The organism is Nostoc sp. EspVER01, from assembly GCF_034530635.1.
GTDB lineage: Bacteria > Cyanobacteriota > Cyanobacteriia > Cyanobacteriales > Nostocaceae > Nostoc.
Genome location: NZ_JAVRCS010000002.1, coordinates 106,074 through 121,451, shown reverse-complemented (window position 1 = coordinate 121,451; position 15,378 = coordinate 106,074). Strand labels below are relative to the sequence as shown.

14 protein-coding genes are annotated in these 15,378 nt (G+C 41.3%); 6 read left to right on the top strand and 8 right to left on the bottom strand.

Translation table 11 applies throughout. The annotated features are described in order from the left end of the window. Positions 1 to 67: 67 nt before the first annotated feature. Both RMX69_RS02545 and RMX69_RS02540 read right to left on the bottom strand, forming a co-directional pair. The gene (locus tag RMX69_RS02545) at positions 68 to 457 is read right to left on the bottom strand and encodes a hypothetical protein (protein WP_322636427.1); all 390 of its coding nucleotides are present in this window, start codon (positions 455 to 457) and stop codon (positions 68 to 70) included. Positions 458 to 474: 17 nt separating this feature from the next. Continuing rightward, positions 475 to 813 carry a 2Fe-2S iron-sulfur cluster-binding protein gene (locus RMX69_RS02540; RefSeq protein WP_289795169.1) on the bottom strand — a complete coding sequence of 113 codons (339 nt, stop codon included), beginning with the start codon at positions 811 to 813 and terminating at the stop codon, positions 475 to 477. Positions 814 to 888: 75 nt separating this feature from the next. Between RMX69_RS02540 and cimA the strand changes: the two genes are divergently transcribed. Beyond that, a complete protein-coding gene (gene cimA / locus RMX69_RS02535) occupies positions 889 to 2,559 on the top strand; it encodes a citramalate synthase (protein ID WP_322636425.1) in 1,671 nt (556 codons plus the stop codon). A gap of 271 nt (positions 2,560 to 2,830) precedes the next feature. Here cimA and RMX69_RS02530 read toward each other — a convergent pair whose 3' ends face one another. Next, a complete protein-coding gene (locus RMX69_RS02530; protein ID WP_322636424.1) occupies positions 2,831 to 3,709 on the bottom strand; it encodes a M48 family metallopeptidase in 879 nt (292 codons plus the stop codon). 212 nt (positions 3,710 to 3,921) lie between these two features. Between RMX69_RS02530 and RMX69_RS02525 the strand changes: the two genes are divergently transcribed. Beyond that, on the top strand, positions 3,922 to 5,142 hold the full coding sequence (locus tag RMX69_RS02525; protein WP_289795166.1) for an acetate kinase: 1,221 nt from the start codon (positions 3,922 to 3,924) through the stop codon (positions 5,140 to 5,142). A 112-nt stretch (positions 5,143 to 5,254) separates the two neighbouring features. Here RMX69_RS02525 and RMX69_RS02520 read toward each other — a convergent pair whose 3' ends face one another. From RMX69_RS02520 to RMX69_RS02510, 3 genes are all read right to left on the bottom strand, one after another. Next, the gene (locus RMX69_RS02520; RefSeq protein ID WP_289795165.1) at positions 5,255 to 6,202 is read right to left on the bottom strand and encodes a hypothetical protein; all 948 of its coding nucleotides are present in this window, start codon (positions 6,200 to 6,202) and stop codon (positions 5,255 to 5,257) included. Continuing rightward, a complete protein-coding gene (locus tag RMX69_RS02515; RefSeq protein ID WP_289795164.1) occupies positions 6,199 to 7,026 on the bottom strand; it encodes a hypothetical protein in 828 nt (275 codons plus the stop codon). The genes RMX69_RS02520 and RMX69_RS02515 overlap by 4 nt, the downstream gene beginning before the upstream one ends. A 103-nt stretch (positions 7,027 to 7,129) precedes the next feature. Beyond that, positions 7,130 to 7,639, bottom strand: coding sequence for a hypothetical protein (locus RMX69_RS02510; RefSeq protein WP_289795163.1), 510 nt, complete (start codon positions 7,637 to 7,639; stop codon positions 7,130 to 7,132). Between the two features lie 533 nt (positions 7,640 to 8,172). On the opposite strand from RMX69_RS02510, the gene RMX69_RS02505 reads away from it, so the two are divergent. The 3 genes from RMX69_RS02505 (at position 8,173) to ftsH3 (ending at position 11,794) form a co-directional block, all read left to right on the top strand. Next, positions 8,173 to 8,958, top strand: coding sequence for a hypothetical protein (locus RMX69_RS02505; protein ID WP_322636422.1), 786 nt, complete (start codon positions 8,173 to 8,175; stop codon positions 8,956 to 8,958). An 86-nt stretch (positions 8,959 to 9,044) separates the two neighbouring features. Then, positions 9,045 to 9,839 carry an aminotransferase class IV gene (locus tag RMX69_RS02500; protein ID WP_322636420.1) on the top strand — a complete coding sequence of 265 codons (795 nt, stop codon included), beginning with the start codon at positions 9,045 to 9,047 and terminating at the stop codon, positions 9,837 to 9,839. Between the two features lie 113 nt (positions 9,840 to 9,952). After that, the gene (gene ftsH3 / locus RMX69_RS02495) at positions 9,953 to 11,794 is read left to right on the top strand and encodes an ATP-dependent zinc metalloprotease FtsH3 (RefSeq protein WP_322636419.1); all 1,842 of its coding nucleotides are present in this window, start codon (positions 9,953 to 9,955) and stop codon (positions 11,792 to 11,794) included. A 485-nt stretch (positions 11,795 to 12,279) separates the two neighbouring features. On the opposite strand, the gene RMX69_RS02490 is transcribed toward ftsH3, so the two are convergent. Both RMX69_RS02490 and RMX69_RS02485 read right to left on the bottom strand, forming a co-directional pair. Further along, the gene (locus tag RMX69_RS02490; protein WP_094350008.1) at positions 12,280 to 12,498 is read right to left on the bottom strand and encodes a hypothetical protein; all 219 of its coding nucleotides are present in this window, start codon (positions 12,496 to 12,498) and stop codon (positions 12,280 to 12,282) included. A gap of 632 nt (positions 12,499 to 13,130) precedes the next feature. Then, positions 13,131 to 13,907, bottom strand: coding sequence for an ABC transporter permease (locus RMX69_RS02485; protein ID WP_322636418.1), 777 nt, complete (start codon positions 13,905 to 13,907; stop codon positions 13,131 to 13,133). 320 nt (positions 13,908 to 14,227) lie between these two features. Between RMX69_RS02485 and RMX69_RS02480 the strand changes: the two genes are divergently transcribed. Continuing rightward, positions 14,228 to 15,376 (top strand): DegT/DnrJ/EryC1/StrS family aminotransferase, encoded by a 1,149-nt coding sequence (locus RMX69_RS02480; protein ID WP_322636416.1) that lies wholly within the window; start codon positions 14,228 to 14,230, stop codon positions 15,374 to 15,376. Positions 15,377 to 15,378 lie beyond the last annotated feature (2 nt).

Genomic DNA, 15,378 nt, shown 5'->3' with positions numbered 1-15,378 from the left:
ACTCATAACTCATAACTTATAACTTATAACTTGTAACTAAAGACGGGTCTGAAGAAGGATCTGATCGTTACCACAAGGCGCGAATTGGTTCGTTGCCTTGATTTGGATCGCTAGATGGTGTGCTTGTTTCTGAAGAATCTGTATTGTTATCTGTTGTATTGTCAGTTGAGTCATCGCCAGAATTCTGGGCAACATTACTCCTGTTATCAGGTCTTGGGGCTACAATACCGCGTCTATTTTCGTTGGTTTCAGTTGTTTCGTTTCCTTCTGTTGCAGTTTCTTCATTCTTGCTGCCAGCACTGCTATTAACATTGATATTAGCTGGCAGGACTTCTGATTTCTTGTCACTAGGAGCGTTAGCAGTTTGTACGCCCATTGGAAAGTTGATGCCCAGTAATGTACCAAGCAGAATGGCTAAACCGCCAGCCATTAAAATTAAGGGTGTCCATCTACCCATCTTGTCTTAACTCCTTTTTAACCTTTTGGTGTCCACACTATTCGAGAACCTTGTCCCCAAAATCCATCAAACTTTGTCACTTTCACGTCGCCCAAAACCTGAGTTTGACAGGCTAAACGTAAGTCTGTTGTAGGAGAATGGGGAGGAAGCGAACGCCGTGTTCGATCGCGCCAGTTCGCTGCTGAGACTTTGCCCTCTACCTTAACCGCGCAGGTACCGCAACTGCCAATGCCCCGACAGTTTATTACCTTAGCACCGTCATTGTAGAGGTTAATACCATTTTGCAGCAAAATCTTGCGGAGATTGCTTCCATGCTCGCAATCAATTGTTTTACCTTCAGCTATTACTTTAGGCATTTTTAAATTGCCAAACTGGCTTTTTGTTGTATATTGACACATTGCCTCGAAAGTTGTCTCGTCGGTCCCAGTTTTATGACCACAAATTCTTCACCTCAACTTTGGCTCTATGACACTACATTACGGGATGGCACTCAGCGCGAGGGGCTATCTGTATCGATAGAAGATAAGTTACGCATTGCCCGTAGACTCGATCAGCTGGGAATTCCCTTTATTGAAGGTGGTTGGCCTGGAGCCAATCCCAAGGATGTACAATTTTTCTGGCAACTCCAAGAAGATCCGCTCAAACAGGCTGAAATTGTCGCTTTTTGCTCGACTCGCCGCCCCAACTCTACTGCCGCCACCGAACCGATGCTACAGGATATTTTGGCTGCGGGAACTCGCTGGGTAACGATTTTTGGCAAATCTTGGGATTTACATGTGACAACCGGACTCAAGACGACATTAGAAGAAAATTTGGCGATGATTCGCGACACTATTGAGTACCTCCGTTCTCAAGGTCGTCGCATTATCTACGATGCCGAACATTGGTTTGATGGCTATAAGCACAATCGAGATTATGCTTTACAGACATTAGAGGCTGCGATCGCCTCTGGTGCGGAATGGCTAGTCCTCTGTGATACCAATGGTGGCACTTTACCCCACGAAATTAGCCAAATTGTTCAAGATGTCATTAGTCATTTGTCATTGGTCACTTGTCAAGAAGCAATAACTGAGGACATAGACGCGCTAGCGGCTTCAATAATTCCTCAAATTGGAATTCATACTCATAACGATTCGGAAATGGCGGTTGCTAACGCAATAGCCGCCGTGATGGCAGGGGCAAAGATGGTACAGGGCACAATTAATGGTTACGGTGAACGTTGCGGTAATGCTAACCTCTGTTCGTTAATTCCCAATTTACAACTGAAGGCGGGTTACAGTTGTATCACAGAAGACCAGCTCACACAACTTACAGAAGCTAGTCGTTTTGTGAGTGAGGTAGTCAACCTTGCGCCAGATGAACACGCTCCCTTTGTGGGACGTTCGGCTTTTGCCCACAAGGGCGGTATTCATGTATCAGCGGTGGAACGTAATCCCCTGACTTACGAACACATTCAGCCGGAACAAGTCGGGAATCGTCGCCGCATTGTGATTTCGGAACAGTCTGGACTGAGCAATGTTTTAGCCAAAGCCCGCAGTTTTGGGATTGAATTGGATCAACAAAAGGCAGAGGCTAGAGAAATTCTCCAGCGCCTCAAAGATTTGGAGAGTGAAGGATTTCAATTTGAAGCCGCAGAGGCGAGTTTTGTGCTATTGATGCACGAAGCTTTGGGAGGTCGCCAAAAGTTTTTTGAAGTCAAAGGTTTTCAAGTCCACTGCGACTTGATTGAGGGGAAAGAAACTAGCAATGCCCTAGCTACAGTTAAAGTCGCTGTTGACGGGAAAAATATTTTGGAGGCGGCGGAAGGTAACGGGCCCGTTGCAGCTTTGGATGCAGCTTTACGCAAGGCTTTGGTGAACTTTTATCCCCAAATTGCAACCTTTGATTTGACAGATTACAAAGTACGAATTCTCAACGGACATACGGGCACTGCGGCGAAAACCCGTGTGTTGGTAGAATCAGGCAATGGTCGTCAACGCTGGACGACGGTAGGGGTTTCTACCAATATTTTGGCGGCTTCCTATCAAGCGGTGGTGGAGGGTTTAGAATACGGTTTGTTGTTACATTCCCAAGCAGAAGCAGTCGTGAAAGCTTCTAGTTGACAAAAGGGATATGTAGTGTAACTACGGTTGGGGGAAAGGGGAAAGGGAAAAGGGAAAGGGGGAGAAAAATCTTTAACCCAAACCCACTAAACCTTTTCCCTAAAGGTAATTCTGAGTTCAAAATATTTATCCGAACTGTATTGTATGTAGTCTAGGGAAAGTTTGCATTTTTGGATGAAAAGGGGAAGCGATCGCACTTTGGCGATCGCTTCTTACCATATATTAAAAATTTTGCGCTTATATAGCAAAAAAGCCGTTGTAAATAGAAGCTCTACCAATTGCGCCATCCACCTTTGGGTGCAACTTCATTATTAGTAGACTTCAGTCCGTGACTGTGCAACAGAGTTTGATATTCGGTGCTGCTGGCCCAACGGTCAATTTCTCGCGCCCGCAGTACTGGCACTGGATGGGTTAATTGGGCTGTACGGGCAGCTTTGACCATTTCACCCAGTTCTGTCTTGCTAATATCATCGTAAGCGCGGGCTTGGGCAACAAAGGCATCGAGATTCAGTTGGGGCGCTAAGGTGGGAGAACCACCAGCCAACTTCATCAACACCGACATGACAACTTTCGGGTCTTGGGTTGCTAGTAATGCGGCGCGATCGCAGGTAAACTCAGCACAACGTACCCATTCCAAAAGTTGCGCCTGTATGGCTTGAGCAACAAAAGTACCGACATTGGGGACAATCGCCGCAGCTAATATTAATAAGTTTACAGGAGTCAAGTAAACGCTATGGTCACACTTGAGATGTCCCAGCTCGTGGGCGATTACTGCCTGTATTTCCTCTGGTGTGAGAATATCAATCAGGGAAGTGTGTAGCACCACAAAAGGCTGCTTACCCCGCACAGCAAAAGTATAGGCGTTGGGAGCCGGATGTTGCCGGACGTACAACTGGGGAGGCTCTATATCCAGGATTTTACAGGCATCTAACAACAGCTTGTATAAATCGGGTAGTTGCTTTTCACCCACCAAAATGCTAGAGGCAATATTTTCCACATAGAAAACCTGCTCTGCCATTGGCCCAAGCCAATTTCGCACCAACATATCTATGCCTGGTATCTGCTTGAGCGTTTTGGTAGCTTCCAGGTCTAATGGATGACGAAATGAGTCAGCTTTTAAACCAATCAGCGGGGTTTTGAAGAAAGACATAGTGCAACAAGCTATAAAAAAATACAACTATGGAATCTGGCTGGATAGATAAACAGCCTCCCACAGTTAGTATAACGATTTCATTAAGGGGAGCAGTATTTTTAGTTTCTCGCGATCGCAAACTCTAAAAACTTATACATCGTTGAAAAAACTAAACATGAGGCCAGATTTAGTGACACGATCAAAGGTGATCATGTTTTTATGTTGTCACTATGAAAATATTGGTACTGAATGCCGGATCGAGTAGCCAAAAGAGTTGTCTGTATGAAATTGCAGATGAAACTCTGCCTACCCAAGCACCCCAACCCCTTTGGGAAGGGAAAATCAACTGGACTCAAGATCGAAGTGTGGCAGAAATTGAGGTGAAAACTGCAACAGGTGAAACGCTGCAAAAATCAATCTCTGGTGATTCCCCAGAGGCGCACCTCACCTATATGCTCAATACACTTAATCGTGATGCTACCAAGGTAATCGATCAGTTATCAGAAATCGATGTAGTGGGGCATCGGATAGTACATGGTGGAGAGGATTATCGAGATAGCGTGGTAATTACGGAGGATGTCAAAAAGGCGATCGCCGATCTGTCTAACCTTGCCCCAGCGCATAATCCGGTGGGTTTGGAAGGCATAGAAGCAATTGAACAAATCTTAGGAAATGTCACCCAAGTAGCAGCCTTTGATACCGGATTTCATGGTACTTTACCCGATGCAGCAGCAATCTATCCCGGCCCATATCAGTGGGTAGAGCAAGGTATTCGTCGCTATGGGTTTCATGGTATTAGTCACCAATACTGTTCTCAACGTGCTGTCCAAATTCTCGGTCGAGATGTTGCATCTGAGCGGTTAATTATCTGTCATCTGGGCAATGGTTGCTCTTTAGCGGCGATTAAAAACGGTCGCAGTATTGATACTACTATGGGATTCACGCCCGTAGAAGGATTGATGATGGGTAGTCGTTCTGGTTCAGTCGATCCGGGGATTCTGATTTACCTGTTGCGGCACTGCAATTACTCTGTAGAAAAGTTGGATGAGTTATTAAATAAAGCTTCTGGGTTAAAGGGAATTTCGGGTGTATCTAGCGATATGCGTGAAGTGAGAGAAGCCATCGCTCAAGGTAATTCCCGCGCTCAACTAGCATGGGATATCTACGTGCATCGCTTGCGTTCTGGTATTGGCGCAATGCTTGCTAGTTTGGGCGGATTAGATGCTTTAGTATTCACCGCTGGCGTGGGTGAAAACTCTCCACAAATTCGCCAAGCCACCTGTGAAGCCTTTGGATTTATCGGACTGAAAATAGACCTTGAGAAAAATCAACAGCAGCCAGTCGATAAAGATATTGCCACACCTGACTCAACGGTGAGAGTATTAGTGATACATACTCAAGAAGATTGGGCGATCGCCGGACAATGTTGGCAGTTGTTGAAACATAATTAGAAAGTCTAATTGAATTTGGGTAAGATTGTTTGAATATTTCAGCTACCCTAATCTTTTTCTTAAAACAGTCTTTCACAAGAAAATACTTTTTTCAATGCCTCACACCCAGTTTTCAAGCTAGTAACCAACGCATAAAGACTTTACCAATTTGCCCTACTATAAAACTAAAAACCCATTGTAATAACGGCCCAGTTAGTGACAAAAGTAGCAAAAATAAGAAATTAGTGGGAGTAAAAATAAAAATACTAGAAGTGACACAACTTAGTCCCCATGCCAGCCAATTTCGATATTGATAACTAATATAAGTCCATCTTGGAAGCTGATTAACCAGCCAATAGCGAATAGTAGCAAATACAACAGATGTTACTAATCCAGCAAGTATTGATAATGAAAATGCTAAGTTTAATCTCCATACAAAAAAAGTAGCAGGGAATAACGAAGCTAGTTCCCAAGAGAATAAATTTAATTTAGTCCGAAGACAGCTTAGTATTTGTTCAATAAGCCAATAATGCAAATAAACAATATTTAAGCACTCAGGATTTTTGATAAAATCACTCTTGATTTTGTGAATTATGTCACCATAAAATAAAATATTACTTTGTAAAACAATATCTTGTTCTTTCCAGAGATATAAATCTGATGTATCTTCTCTATAATAAGAATTAAAAGTAATTCCATACTGTAGCGTTGATTTTTTTTGTAATGATTTATTCCAGAATAATTTGATAAAACTTATTATAAAAGTATCATCAAATATTTTAAAGTTTTTTTTAGTAATTACTAATTTCTGGTATGGCGTAGTGTTCTTATTAACGCAAATCTGCTCGCTAAAACAGTTGTAGTACCAAATATAAGCTAGTAATTTTGACGGAATGTATAAAGAGCAGCCTATTTCTCGTGCTTCTTCAATTTGTTTTAAAATGGTCTTATTTAGATAAAAAGTATACTGTCCTGGCTCAACCTTAATTTCAAGTTCAATAGGAGTGCCTTGAGGGATTTGTACAAAAAAAGATAGTTGAACATCAGCTTCACTATCAGTGTATGTTTTATCAGCTTTCATTGTCGGGATAATTTCGCGATATTTTGTACAATACCAATCAGAAAGTCTAGTGTTCCACGCCACTGTTTCTCTCCAGCAACTACCCCTTCATTATGTATTTTTAGGATTAAATCTCTATCACCTTCAGGTAATTGAAATAGCTTTTTATGGTAACGGCTGATAATATCTCCATCTAGCTGCATAACAGTTTGAGCATAAATAATATCAATATCTACGCTGGTAATATTGCCACTATTAAGTGCAGCTTTAAGCTCAGACATTTTCCGCAGTGTACGAATAAATTTATCATTATTCAAAAGTTCTTCAATCTCTTGCCACCTTTGCTGCAATTTTTTGTGATTATCTTCTTCACCCGCAAAAGGTGTTGGAGCAGGCAATATTGGTCGAGCTAACTTTATGTATACCTCGTCAGTTGGAACAATATTTGCTTTATGTTCCACCTGATATTTAAGACGATCCTGATATTGTATTATCCTGGAGTCTGGCTCACTAGTCTCAGTACTTTGTTCAAGAAGAATGTAAAAATATTCTCTTTCAAGTTGCGAAAATAGACTTGTATAACGCTTGCGTAGCTCTTGAGCTTGAGTTTTTTCTGGTTCTGGTAAATCGTCTGGATTTGGAATTCCTTTGCTATCAAAGTAGTCTTTGTCATTTATTGAATAAATCTCTTCATACGCTTGCCAAGCATTAAACTTTGCGCCAGTAATTTGATCCACAACCATTGTATTGACTTCTAAAGCTGTAATATCATCAACTAATCCATGTACAGATGAGACTACTTTTTCTAGCAAATCTTTGGCTTGTTCTTGAATTTTATTAGGCATAGCCATAATTTCCTTGATTTATTTAAAGCAAATTAACCTACAGGTTAGGATAACCTCATATCCTGTAGGTATTTTTTGGTTAATATCAATTAATAAATATCAACTACTGGGGACGGGATAGCGATTGTTGTGAAGTTTTACGAGATTTCATAATTTCTATAAAAAATCCATACAACTTCTGCAAACTTTCTATATTTTTTTGCATAATCTCCCGACTTTCTTTGATTTGAGTTAGATGAAATTCACGAAGTTCTGTATATGGCCCGCTACCAACAAATTGACTACCAACTTCATTAGTTATATCACCATCAATTAAATTTATTATGGTGTGCATTCGATTACCTGCTTGAGGAATTTGCTGCCCTTGTGGTTGTTCTAACTGAGTAGATGAGTCTGGAACCCAAGTAGTAATTTCTAGCTCTACAACTTCCACTATTGCTGTTTGAATAGCATCAATAATTTCATCAATGTTGAATCTTTCTCCCTGACTATTCAGCTTCTTAACTTTTCTTTTAAATTCACTACTTGGTTTGCTAAATTGACTATTGTTTTCCATGTTTTCGATGTCTTGACTATGAATTTTTGTGTTTTCGTTAAGAGTATCATTAACCATGAAATTTAGAGGTTACAGATAGATTCAAATATAAACAAAATACAATCTTATGTTATGTCAAATTTTGGAAGGCTTTTACTACAAAAAAGTAACTAAAGTCAAAACAACTTAATATTTTAATAAATTTTTACTAAAAAAAAGTTATGATTTCCAAGAGCCAAATTTATCTTAGAAAAAGAATAATACCATTTTAGATTTTCGAGGTACTGCATTGCAGTGAATCCAGCACTGCGGCAGGGGTTTTCCCGTTGTTCTAAGTGGCGTGATTCTGAAATAATTATTTAATTAGCTTTTAGGTGTTTCGTTCCAGTAGCTATAAATTAGATATTGGTATATATAAAAAATTACTGTAATTTATCTCAAAACAAAGATAATATCAAAGTATAAATAAACACTAAATACTTCAATCAGTTTATTTGAGTAAACTTTTTTATCTTACTTAGCAAAGCATAGTCTCATAAATATGGCTGACTTTTTTTATACCACTTGTATACAATGATCTGACTATGATGATAAAGAAAGACAAGAAAAATATGTTGTTATCTCGTCAAGCTTTTGCTACACCTTTTGTAATTTGCCTGTGTATTTTAGGAGTTGGCTTGATTCAATTCCCCCAATTGCAAAAACTAATAAATAGAAAACAATCTGCCTCTTTAGAAACTCTAAAAAAAGAAATAAAAGCTGAAAATATTCGTCTGAATTTCCTCGAAAAAACGCCTAGTTTTGGTTATGATAATTTGATCGCAGATTTGGTATATCTCAATTTTCTCCAATATTTTGGAGATGATGAAATTCGGGATAAAACAGGCTACAGTTTAAGTCCAGAATATTTTGAAGTTATTCTAGAACGCGATCCACGATTTTTAGCAGCGTATCGCAGTCTTTCGATCAGTACTTCATTATATGCTGGTATGCCGGAACGTGCGATCGCACTATCAGAGAAAGGCTTAAAATCACTATCTCCCTCAGTTCCCGAAAGGTCTTATTATATATGGCGTTTTAAAGGAGTTGATGAGTTATTATTTTTAGGGAACGCTCAAGCTGCCCAACAATCTTTTGCAACGGCGGCCAACTGGGCAAGTAAATTTTCAGATGGAGAAAGTCAACTTATAGCTAATACTTCCCAAAAAACTGCTGAATTTCTAAGTCGAAATCCTAACAGTAAATATGCTCAAATTTCTACATGGTCAATGGTTTTAAATAATCATGCTGATGAAAGAACTCAGAAACGCGCAATTAAGGAAATCGAAGCCTTGGGAGGAAAAATAGTTACAACTCCTGAAGGTACTCATAAAATTATATTTCCTTCTAAAGATTAAATTATTATTTATTTTTATTTCATGCAGCGTATGAGTATTACAAGTCATCACTTTTCAATGGAGTTGTAGCAACAAGCAATGTGGTTGTGACAAATAATATTTTTTGGTATGACGGCAAGTTAATTCACTCTCAAACCCTAGAATTAAACATTAACGATCCAGGTTTACTTTATGGGGCAACTGTTTTTACAACATTGCGGGTTTATGAGAACTCCCTAGATAGTAATTTAACTAATTGGGAAGCACACTGCGATCGCTTACTCTTCTCACTACAAACTTTTGGTTGGCAGCAACCCGATTGGAAGCGTCTGCGTCAAGGCGCTCAAATTCTTCTCTCACGCTTCCCCGTTCTCAGAATTACCCTTTTTCCTGATGGACGAGAGTGGATAACTGGCAGATTCTTACCGCAAGATTTGACAGAAAAACAAAAGAATGGTATTTTATGCGCTGTTGCCAGTTCAGAATTTTCTCGCTCTCTCCCCTCTCATAAAACTGGAAACTATTTGAGTGCTTGGTTGGCAAAAACTACCTCAGATGCTCAAGAAGCAATATTAGTCGATACTCAAGGAAATTGGCTAGAAACCAGTACAGGCAACCTTTGGGGATGGTGCGATCGCAGTTGGTACACGCCACCAATAAAGGCCGGAATTTTGCCGGGAATTGGGCGATCGCAACTTGTAAACTGGTTGCAAAACCACCATCAGCCAGTGCGAGAAGAAACTTGGAGCGTCGAGTTAGTCCAGAGATTTGAAGCGATCGCCTACACTAATAGTGTGGTAGAGATTATTCCCATTCATACCGTTAATCAGCCTTCAGGGTCGCTACAATGTAATCCCCACCATCATAGTTTTCAGCTAATAAGGGAGCTTTTTTTAGCATGACAACCACGCCAAATTTGTTATATCTTAAGATAAGTTAACATAATTCTTAATAATCACCTTTCCGAGCAGAGAAGCTAGGCGATTGCGCGAAAAATACCGGAGGATAGACCTTAGTGAATAAAAGATGGAGAAATGCAGGGCTGTACGCGCTGCTGTTTATTGTCGTAATTGCGCTGGGAACAGCATTTTTTGACAAACAACCCCAAAGCAGAGAGACATGGCGATACAGTCGCTTCATTCAAGAAGTTCAGCAAGGCAGAGTAGAAAAAGTCAGTTTGAGTGCAGACCGCTCTACAGCACTGGTTACACCCAAATATGACCCAGCTAAACGGATTGTTACCTTAGTCAATGATCCAGATTTGATTAATACTCTGACTTCTAAAGGCGTTGATATTTCTGTATTGCCCCAAACCGACGAAGGATTTTGGTTTAAGGCACTGAGCAGCTTATTTTTCCCTGTATTGCTTTTGGTTGGCTTATTCTTCTTACTACGTCGCGCTCAAAGTGGGCCAGGCAGCCAAGCGATGAACTTTGGCAAATCTAAAGCCAGAGTGCAAATGGAACCACAAACTCAGGTAACATTTGGCGATGTTGCTGGTATTGACCAAGCCAAGTTGGAATTAAACGAAGTCGTAGACTTCCTAAAAAACGCCGATCGCTTTACCGCCGTTGGTGCAAAAATTCCTAAAGGTGTGTTGTTAGTTGGCCCTCCTGGTACAGGTAAAACCCTCCTAGCTCGTGCTGTAGCAGGTGAAGCAGGTGTACCCTTCTTCTCAATCTCCGGTTCAGAATTTGTGGAAATGTTCGTTGGTGTGGGTGCATCCCGCGTCCGCGATTTGTTTGAACAAGCTAAGACCAATGCTCCTTGTATCGTCTTCATCGATGAAATTGACGCTGTAGGTCGTCAACGGGGTGCAGGTTTAGGTGGTGGTAACGATGAGCGGGAACAAACCCTCAACCAGTTGCTCACCGAAATGGATGGTTTTGAAGGTAACACTGGCATTATCATTATTGCCGCTACCAACCGTCCTGATGTTTTAGATGCAGCCTTGTTGCGTCCTGGTCGCTTTGACCGTCAAGTTGTGGTAGACCGTCCTGACTACGCCGGACGCAGCGAAATCCTCAAGGTACACGCCCGTGGCAAGACCTTGGCGAAAGATGTGGACTTGGATAAAATTGCCCGTCGTACCCCTGGATTTACTGGCGCAGATTTATCCAACCTGTTGAATGAAGCCGCAATTTTGGCAGCCCGCCGGAATTTGACTGAAATTTCAATGGATGAAATCAACGACGCAATCGACCGCGTATTAGCTGGGCCAGAGAAGAAAGACCGAGTAATGAGCGAAAAGCGCAAAACCTTGGTAGCTTATCACGAAGCTGGTCACGCTTTAGTTGGTGCTTTGATGCCCGACTATGACCCAGTACAAAAAATTAGCATCATCCCTCGCGGTCGCGCAGGTGGTTTAACTTGGTTTACCCCCAGTGAAGACCGCATGGACACTGGTTTGTACAGCCGCGCTTATTTAGAAAATCAGATGGCTGTAGCTTTGGGTGGTCGGATTGCTGAAGAATTAATCTTTGGTGAAGAAGAAGTTACCACGGGTGCTTCTAATGACCTCCAACAAGTAGCGCGTGTTGCTCGTCAAATGATTACCCGATTTGGGATGAGCGATCGCTTAGGCCCTGTTGCTCTTGGTCGTCAACAAGGTAACATGTTCCTCGGACGCGATATCATGTCAGAGCGCGATTTTTCTGAAGAAACCGCCGCCGCCATTGATGAAGAAGTCCGCAAACTTGTAGATGTAGCCTATACACGCGCCAAAGAAGTGTTAGTGAGCAATCGCCACATTCTAGATCAGCTAGCGCAAATGCTGGTTGATAAAGAAACAGTAGACGCTGAAGAGTTGCAAGAAATTCTATCGAATAACGATGTGACAACTGCTGCGTTTGCCTAATTTAATGAATAGTTAGAAGTAGAGACGCGATGAATCGCGTCTTTACAAGAGTTAGGAGTTAATGGCAAAAGCCCGATCGTGAAGACCGGGCTTTTAATCCGTAATGGGGTTATATTCCCCGGAAGTTCGTTATAGAGTTTCAGTATAAATCGCTAATCTGATGATAATGACTACCACATGAGCATAACCAGTTCCGGAAAATTAGAAAATTTTTTTTAGAGACACCAAAATCAAATTACTAACGTCGGCAGAACTTGCCCAAATCCCGGCATAGTGGTTACGCGAACTTGGTATCGATCCTGATTCTCTCCCGTAATCACTCGAAATCAGGGTAACTCGGAGATTTTACGAATTACCTTGATTGCGATCGCTGCAAAATAGTTTATGCATTCTGTCGCGCACCCCTCATGACATCAAATAGATGACTTTCTAAATCTCGATCGGACTAGCGCCAAAAGTGACTGGATACTAATCAGTTGGTTAACTTACACTCTGGATGTCGGTTTCAAAAATAGCCACGCCACAAAGAATGTAGCCGCCGTAAATAGTTGTGTCAAATCTAAAGCAGATAGATAGCCATCTGCAAATGAAGCAATACTGCGATCGGTAATGCCAAATACCCAGGATGACAGGCCAAATAGCCAAATCCCATTCTTGAGATTTCCGACGAATTCTTTAGAGTCCGATCGTTTTTGATCTTTCATAATCTTCTGTTCCGTTGGTGAAGAATCTGGTGATTGATGCTAAATACCTGCCATTAGGAATTTTTTTGGATTCCTGACGCTGAATTTACATTTACTATCTATTAACAATATTAATAAATATTTCACCTACTTGACATCCCTACCCAAAGGTACATCTCCTAATGATGACATTCCTCTTTTGGTTCTGTTACCTCCGATAGACGGCAATAGGTTGAGTTCTCAGCTTTACAGCGTCAGGTTTGAATACTGAAATCACATGATTTTTAAATAACCATATAAATATTTATTTATGCTTTGCATAAAATGCTTCATAGGATAGATGCGTTACCAAAATATCTTTATACTTCAATGTGTAAAGACTTTGTAGGGGCGCATAGTTAGCTGTGCGCCCCTACAAGGAAATAAAATACTTATTTTGGAGTAAATTAATCCCTTTAGCCTACTCAGCACTGGCTCAACGTACCGCTATTTATATACCAATACGCTTGGGTTAAGAAGAATAGTAGGTTGGGTTGAGCAACAGCGAAACCGAACAAAGCCTTAATAATGTTGGGTTTCGTTCCTCAACCCAACCTACGCCAGTTTTAGTTTTTAGCCTTAACCCAAGCGTATTGATTTATATACAGCACTCTTCATCTCACCAACTGCGCGGCGGAATTAAAAAATTGACGATACAACCCCTTTGTGACTAAAACTGTTGTCAACAAGTTAGCAAAAGCAACCATAAACATAATCAAAATTTCGTAGGATACAGCATCTAGAGGTTTGACACCAGCTAATAACTGTCCGGTAGTAATTCCTGGTATTGCGACCATACCTATGAGTATCATTTGATTGAGAGTAGGAATCAATCCGGCTTTGATGGCGTCTTTGCGATACTGGCTAACAGCTTGCTCTGGAGTTGCACCTAAGCTTAAATGGGTTTCTATTTCGAGATGGCTGGAATTAATGGTGCTGACAAGACGATCGCCTGCGATCGCAGCTGCATTGGTAGCATTACCTAAGACTATCCCTGCTAGGGGAATTATATACTGTGGTTCGTACCATCTCTCTGGTTGAACGATTAAAAAGTTGATGTAAAACACTGTCACGGCGGTACTAATTAAAATTGCACCCCACACCAAAGGCAACACATGAGGAATTTTTTGGCTGATGCGGTTTCGTGCGACAATCGCCGTAATTGTCAGCATTATTGCTAATAGCGCCAAAACTGCCCAAGGATTGTCTAAAGCCAAGATGAAATCTAAAATGTATCCCAATACAAGAAGTTGTAAGATGGTTCTCCCAGTAGCAAGGGCTAGGTTCAACTCTAATCCTAATTTTTCCCAGGCAGATAAACCAATGGCGATCGCCATCAATCCCACGCCAATAGCTAAATCCACGAAATCCAGCTCGATCAGATCCTGCATGGGTTTTCTATCTCCTAGTATTTTCTTCTCAAAGCAGCACACACTCCTGGAACTTTGACCAGATGTGTTGGATCTTGGTTGATATATATCACTTTCATCAATTCAAAATGGTACGACCTTAACATGGCAAACACCTAGTATGCCTACTATCTGTAAATTAAATGTGCGGTGATTTGCCGCACCACAATTTAAGTAAAAACCCTAATAGATGCGTATCTTGGGCGATAGTCTTTTAGTAGCTCCTCTTTGATTAATAATTCAATCAGCAAAAATTGACTGTCGAAGTGCATCCTTTGTATCTCCCGATAAAATGAGAACTCATGATCCAAAGTGTAAATCCCATCCCTGCCTTTGATATCAAGCAGCAATACACCACCATCGAAGCAGAAGTAAGTGCAGCCGTCTTAGAGGTTTTGGCTTCCGGCCGCTATATTGGCGGCCCCTTAGTCGAAGGCTTTGAACAACAGTTTGCCGCTTATAATACTGTCACTGAATGTGTGGCTTGTAATTCTGGTACTGATGCGCTCTACTTAGCGTTACGAGTTTTGGACATTGGTGCAGGCGATGAAGTGATTACAACGCCTTTTACCTTTATTGCGACATCTGAAGTAATTAGCGCCGTCGGTGCAAAGCCTGTTTTCGTTGATATTGACGCGACTACGTTTAATTTAGATGTGGAGCAAGTCGCAGCGGCGATTACACCTAAAACTAAAGCGATTATCCCGGTTCACCTATTTGGGCAACCTGTGGATATGACATCATTAATGGCGATCGCTCAGTCTCACAATTTGTCAATTATTGAAGATTGCGCTCAGTCTACAGGAGCGATTTGGGCTGGTGAAAAAGTCGGAAGTATTGGACATATTGGTTGCTTTAGTTTCTACCCTACCAAAAATCTTGGTGGTTGCGGCGATGGTGGAGCAATAACAACTAACGATCCAGCGATCGCCACGAAACTGCGAATACTAAGAGATCATGGTAGTAAGATTCGATATTTACACGAGGAAATCGGTGTAAATAGCCGCTTAGATGCTCTCCAAGCAGCCATTTTGCAGATTAAGCTACGTTATTTAGATATTTGGAACGATCGCCGCCGAGATATCGCCAACTATTACTATCAGTTCCTCAGTCAAGTTCCGGGGATTGTTCCGCCCCAAGAATTACCTGGGGGTATTGGGGTATGGAATCAATACACTATTCGCATATCTGGCGAAGGGCGCAATGGTTCTAGTGCCAAATACCGAGATTGGGTGCGTAGTCAATTGCAAGAACAGGGCGTGAGTTCAATGATTTACTACCCCCACCCTTTACATTTGCAGCCAGTTTATCAAAGTCTGGGCTATGAAATTGGGGACTTACCAATAGCAGAGCAAGCTTGCCATGAGGTTATATCCTTGCCTATGTTCCCAGAACTGACACAACAGCAGCAAGATCAGGTGATTTATGCGTTGAAAGAAGTTATGAGTTAGAA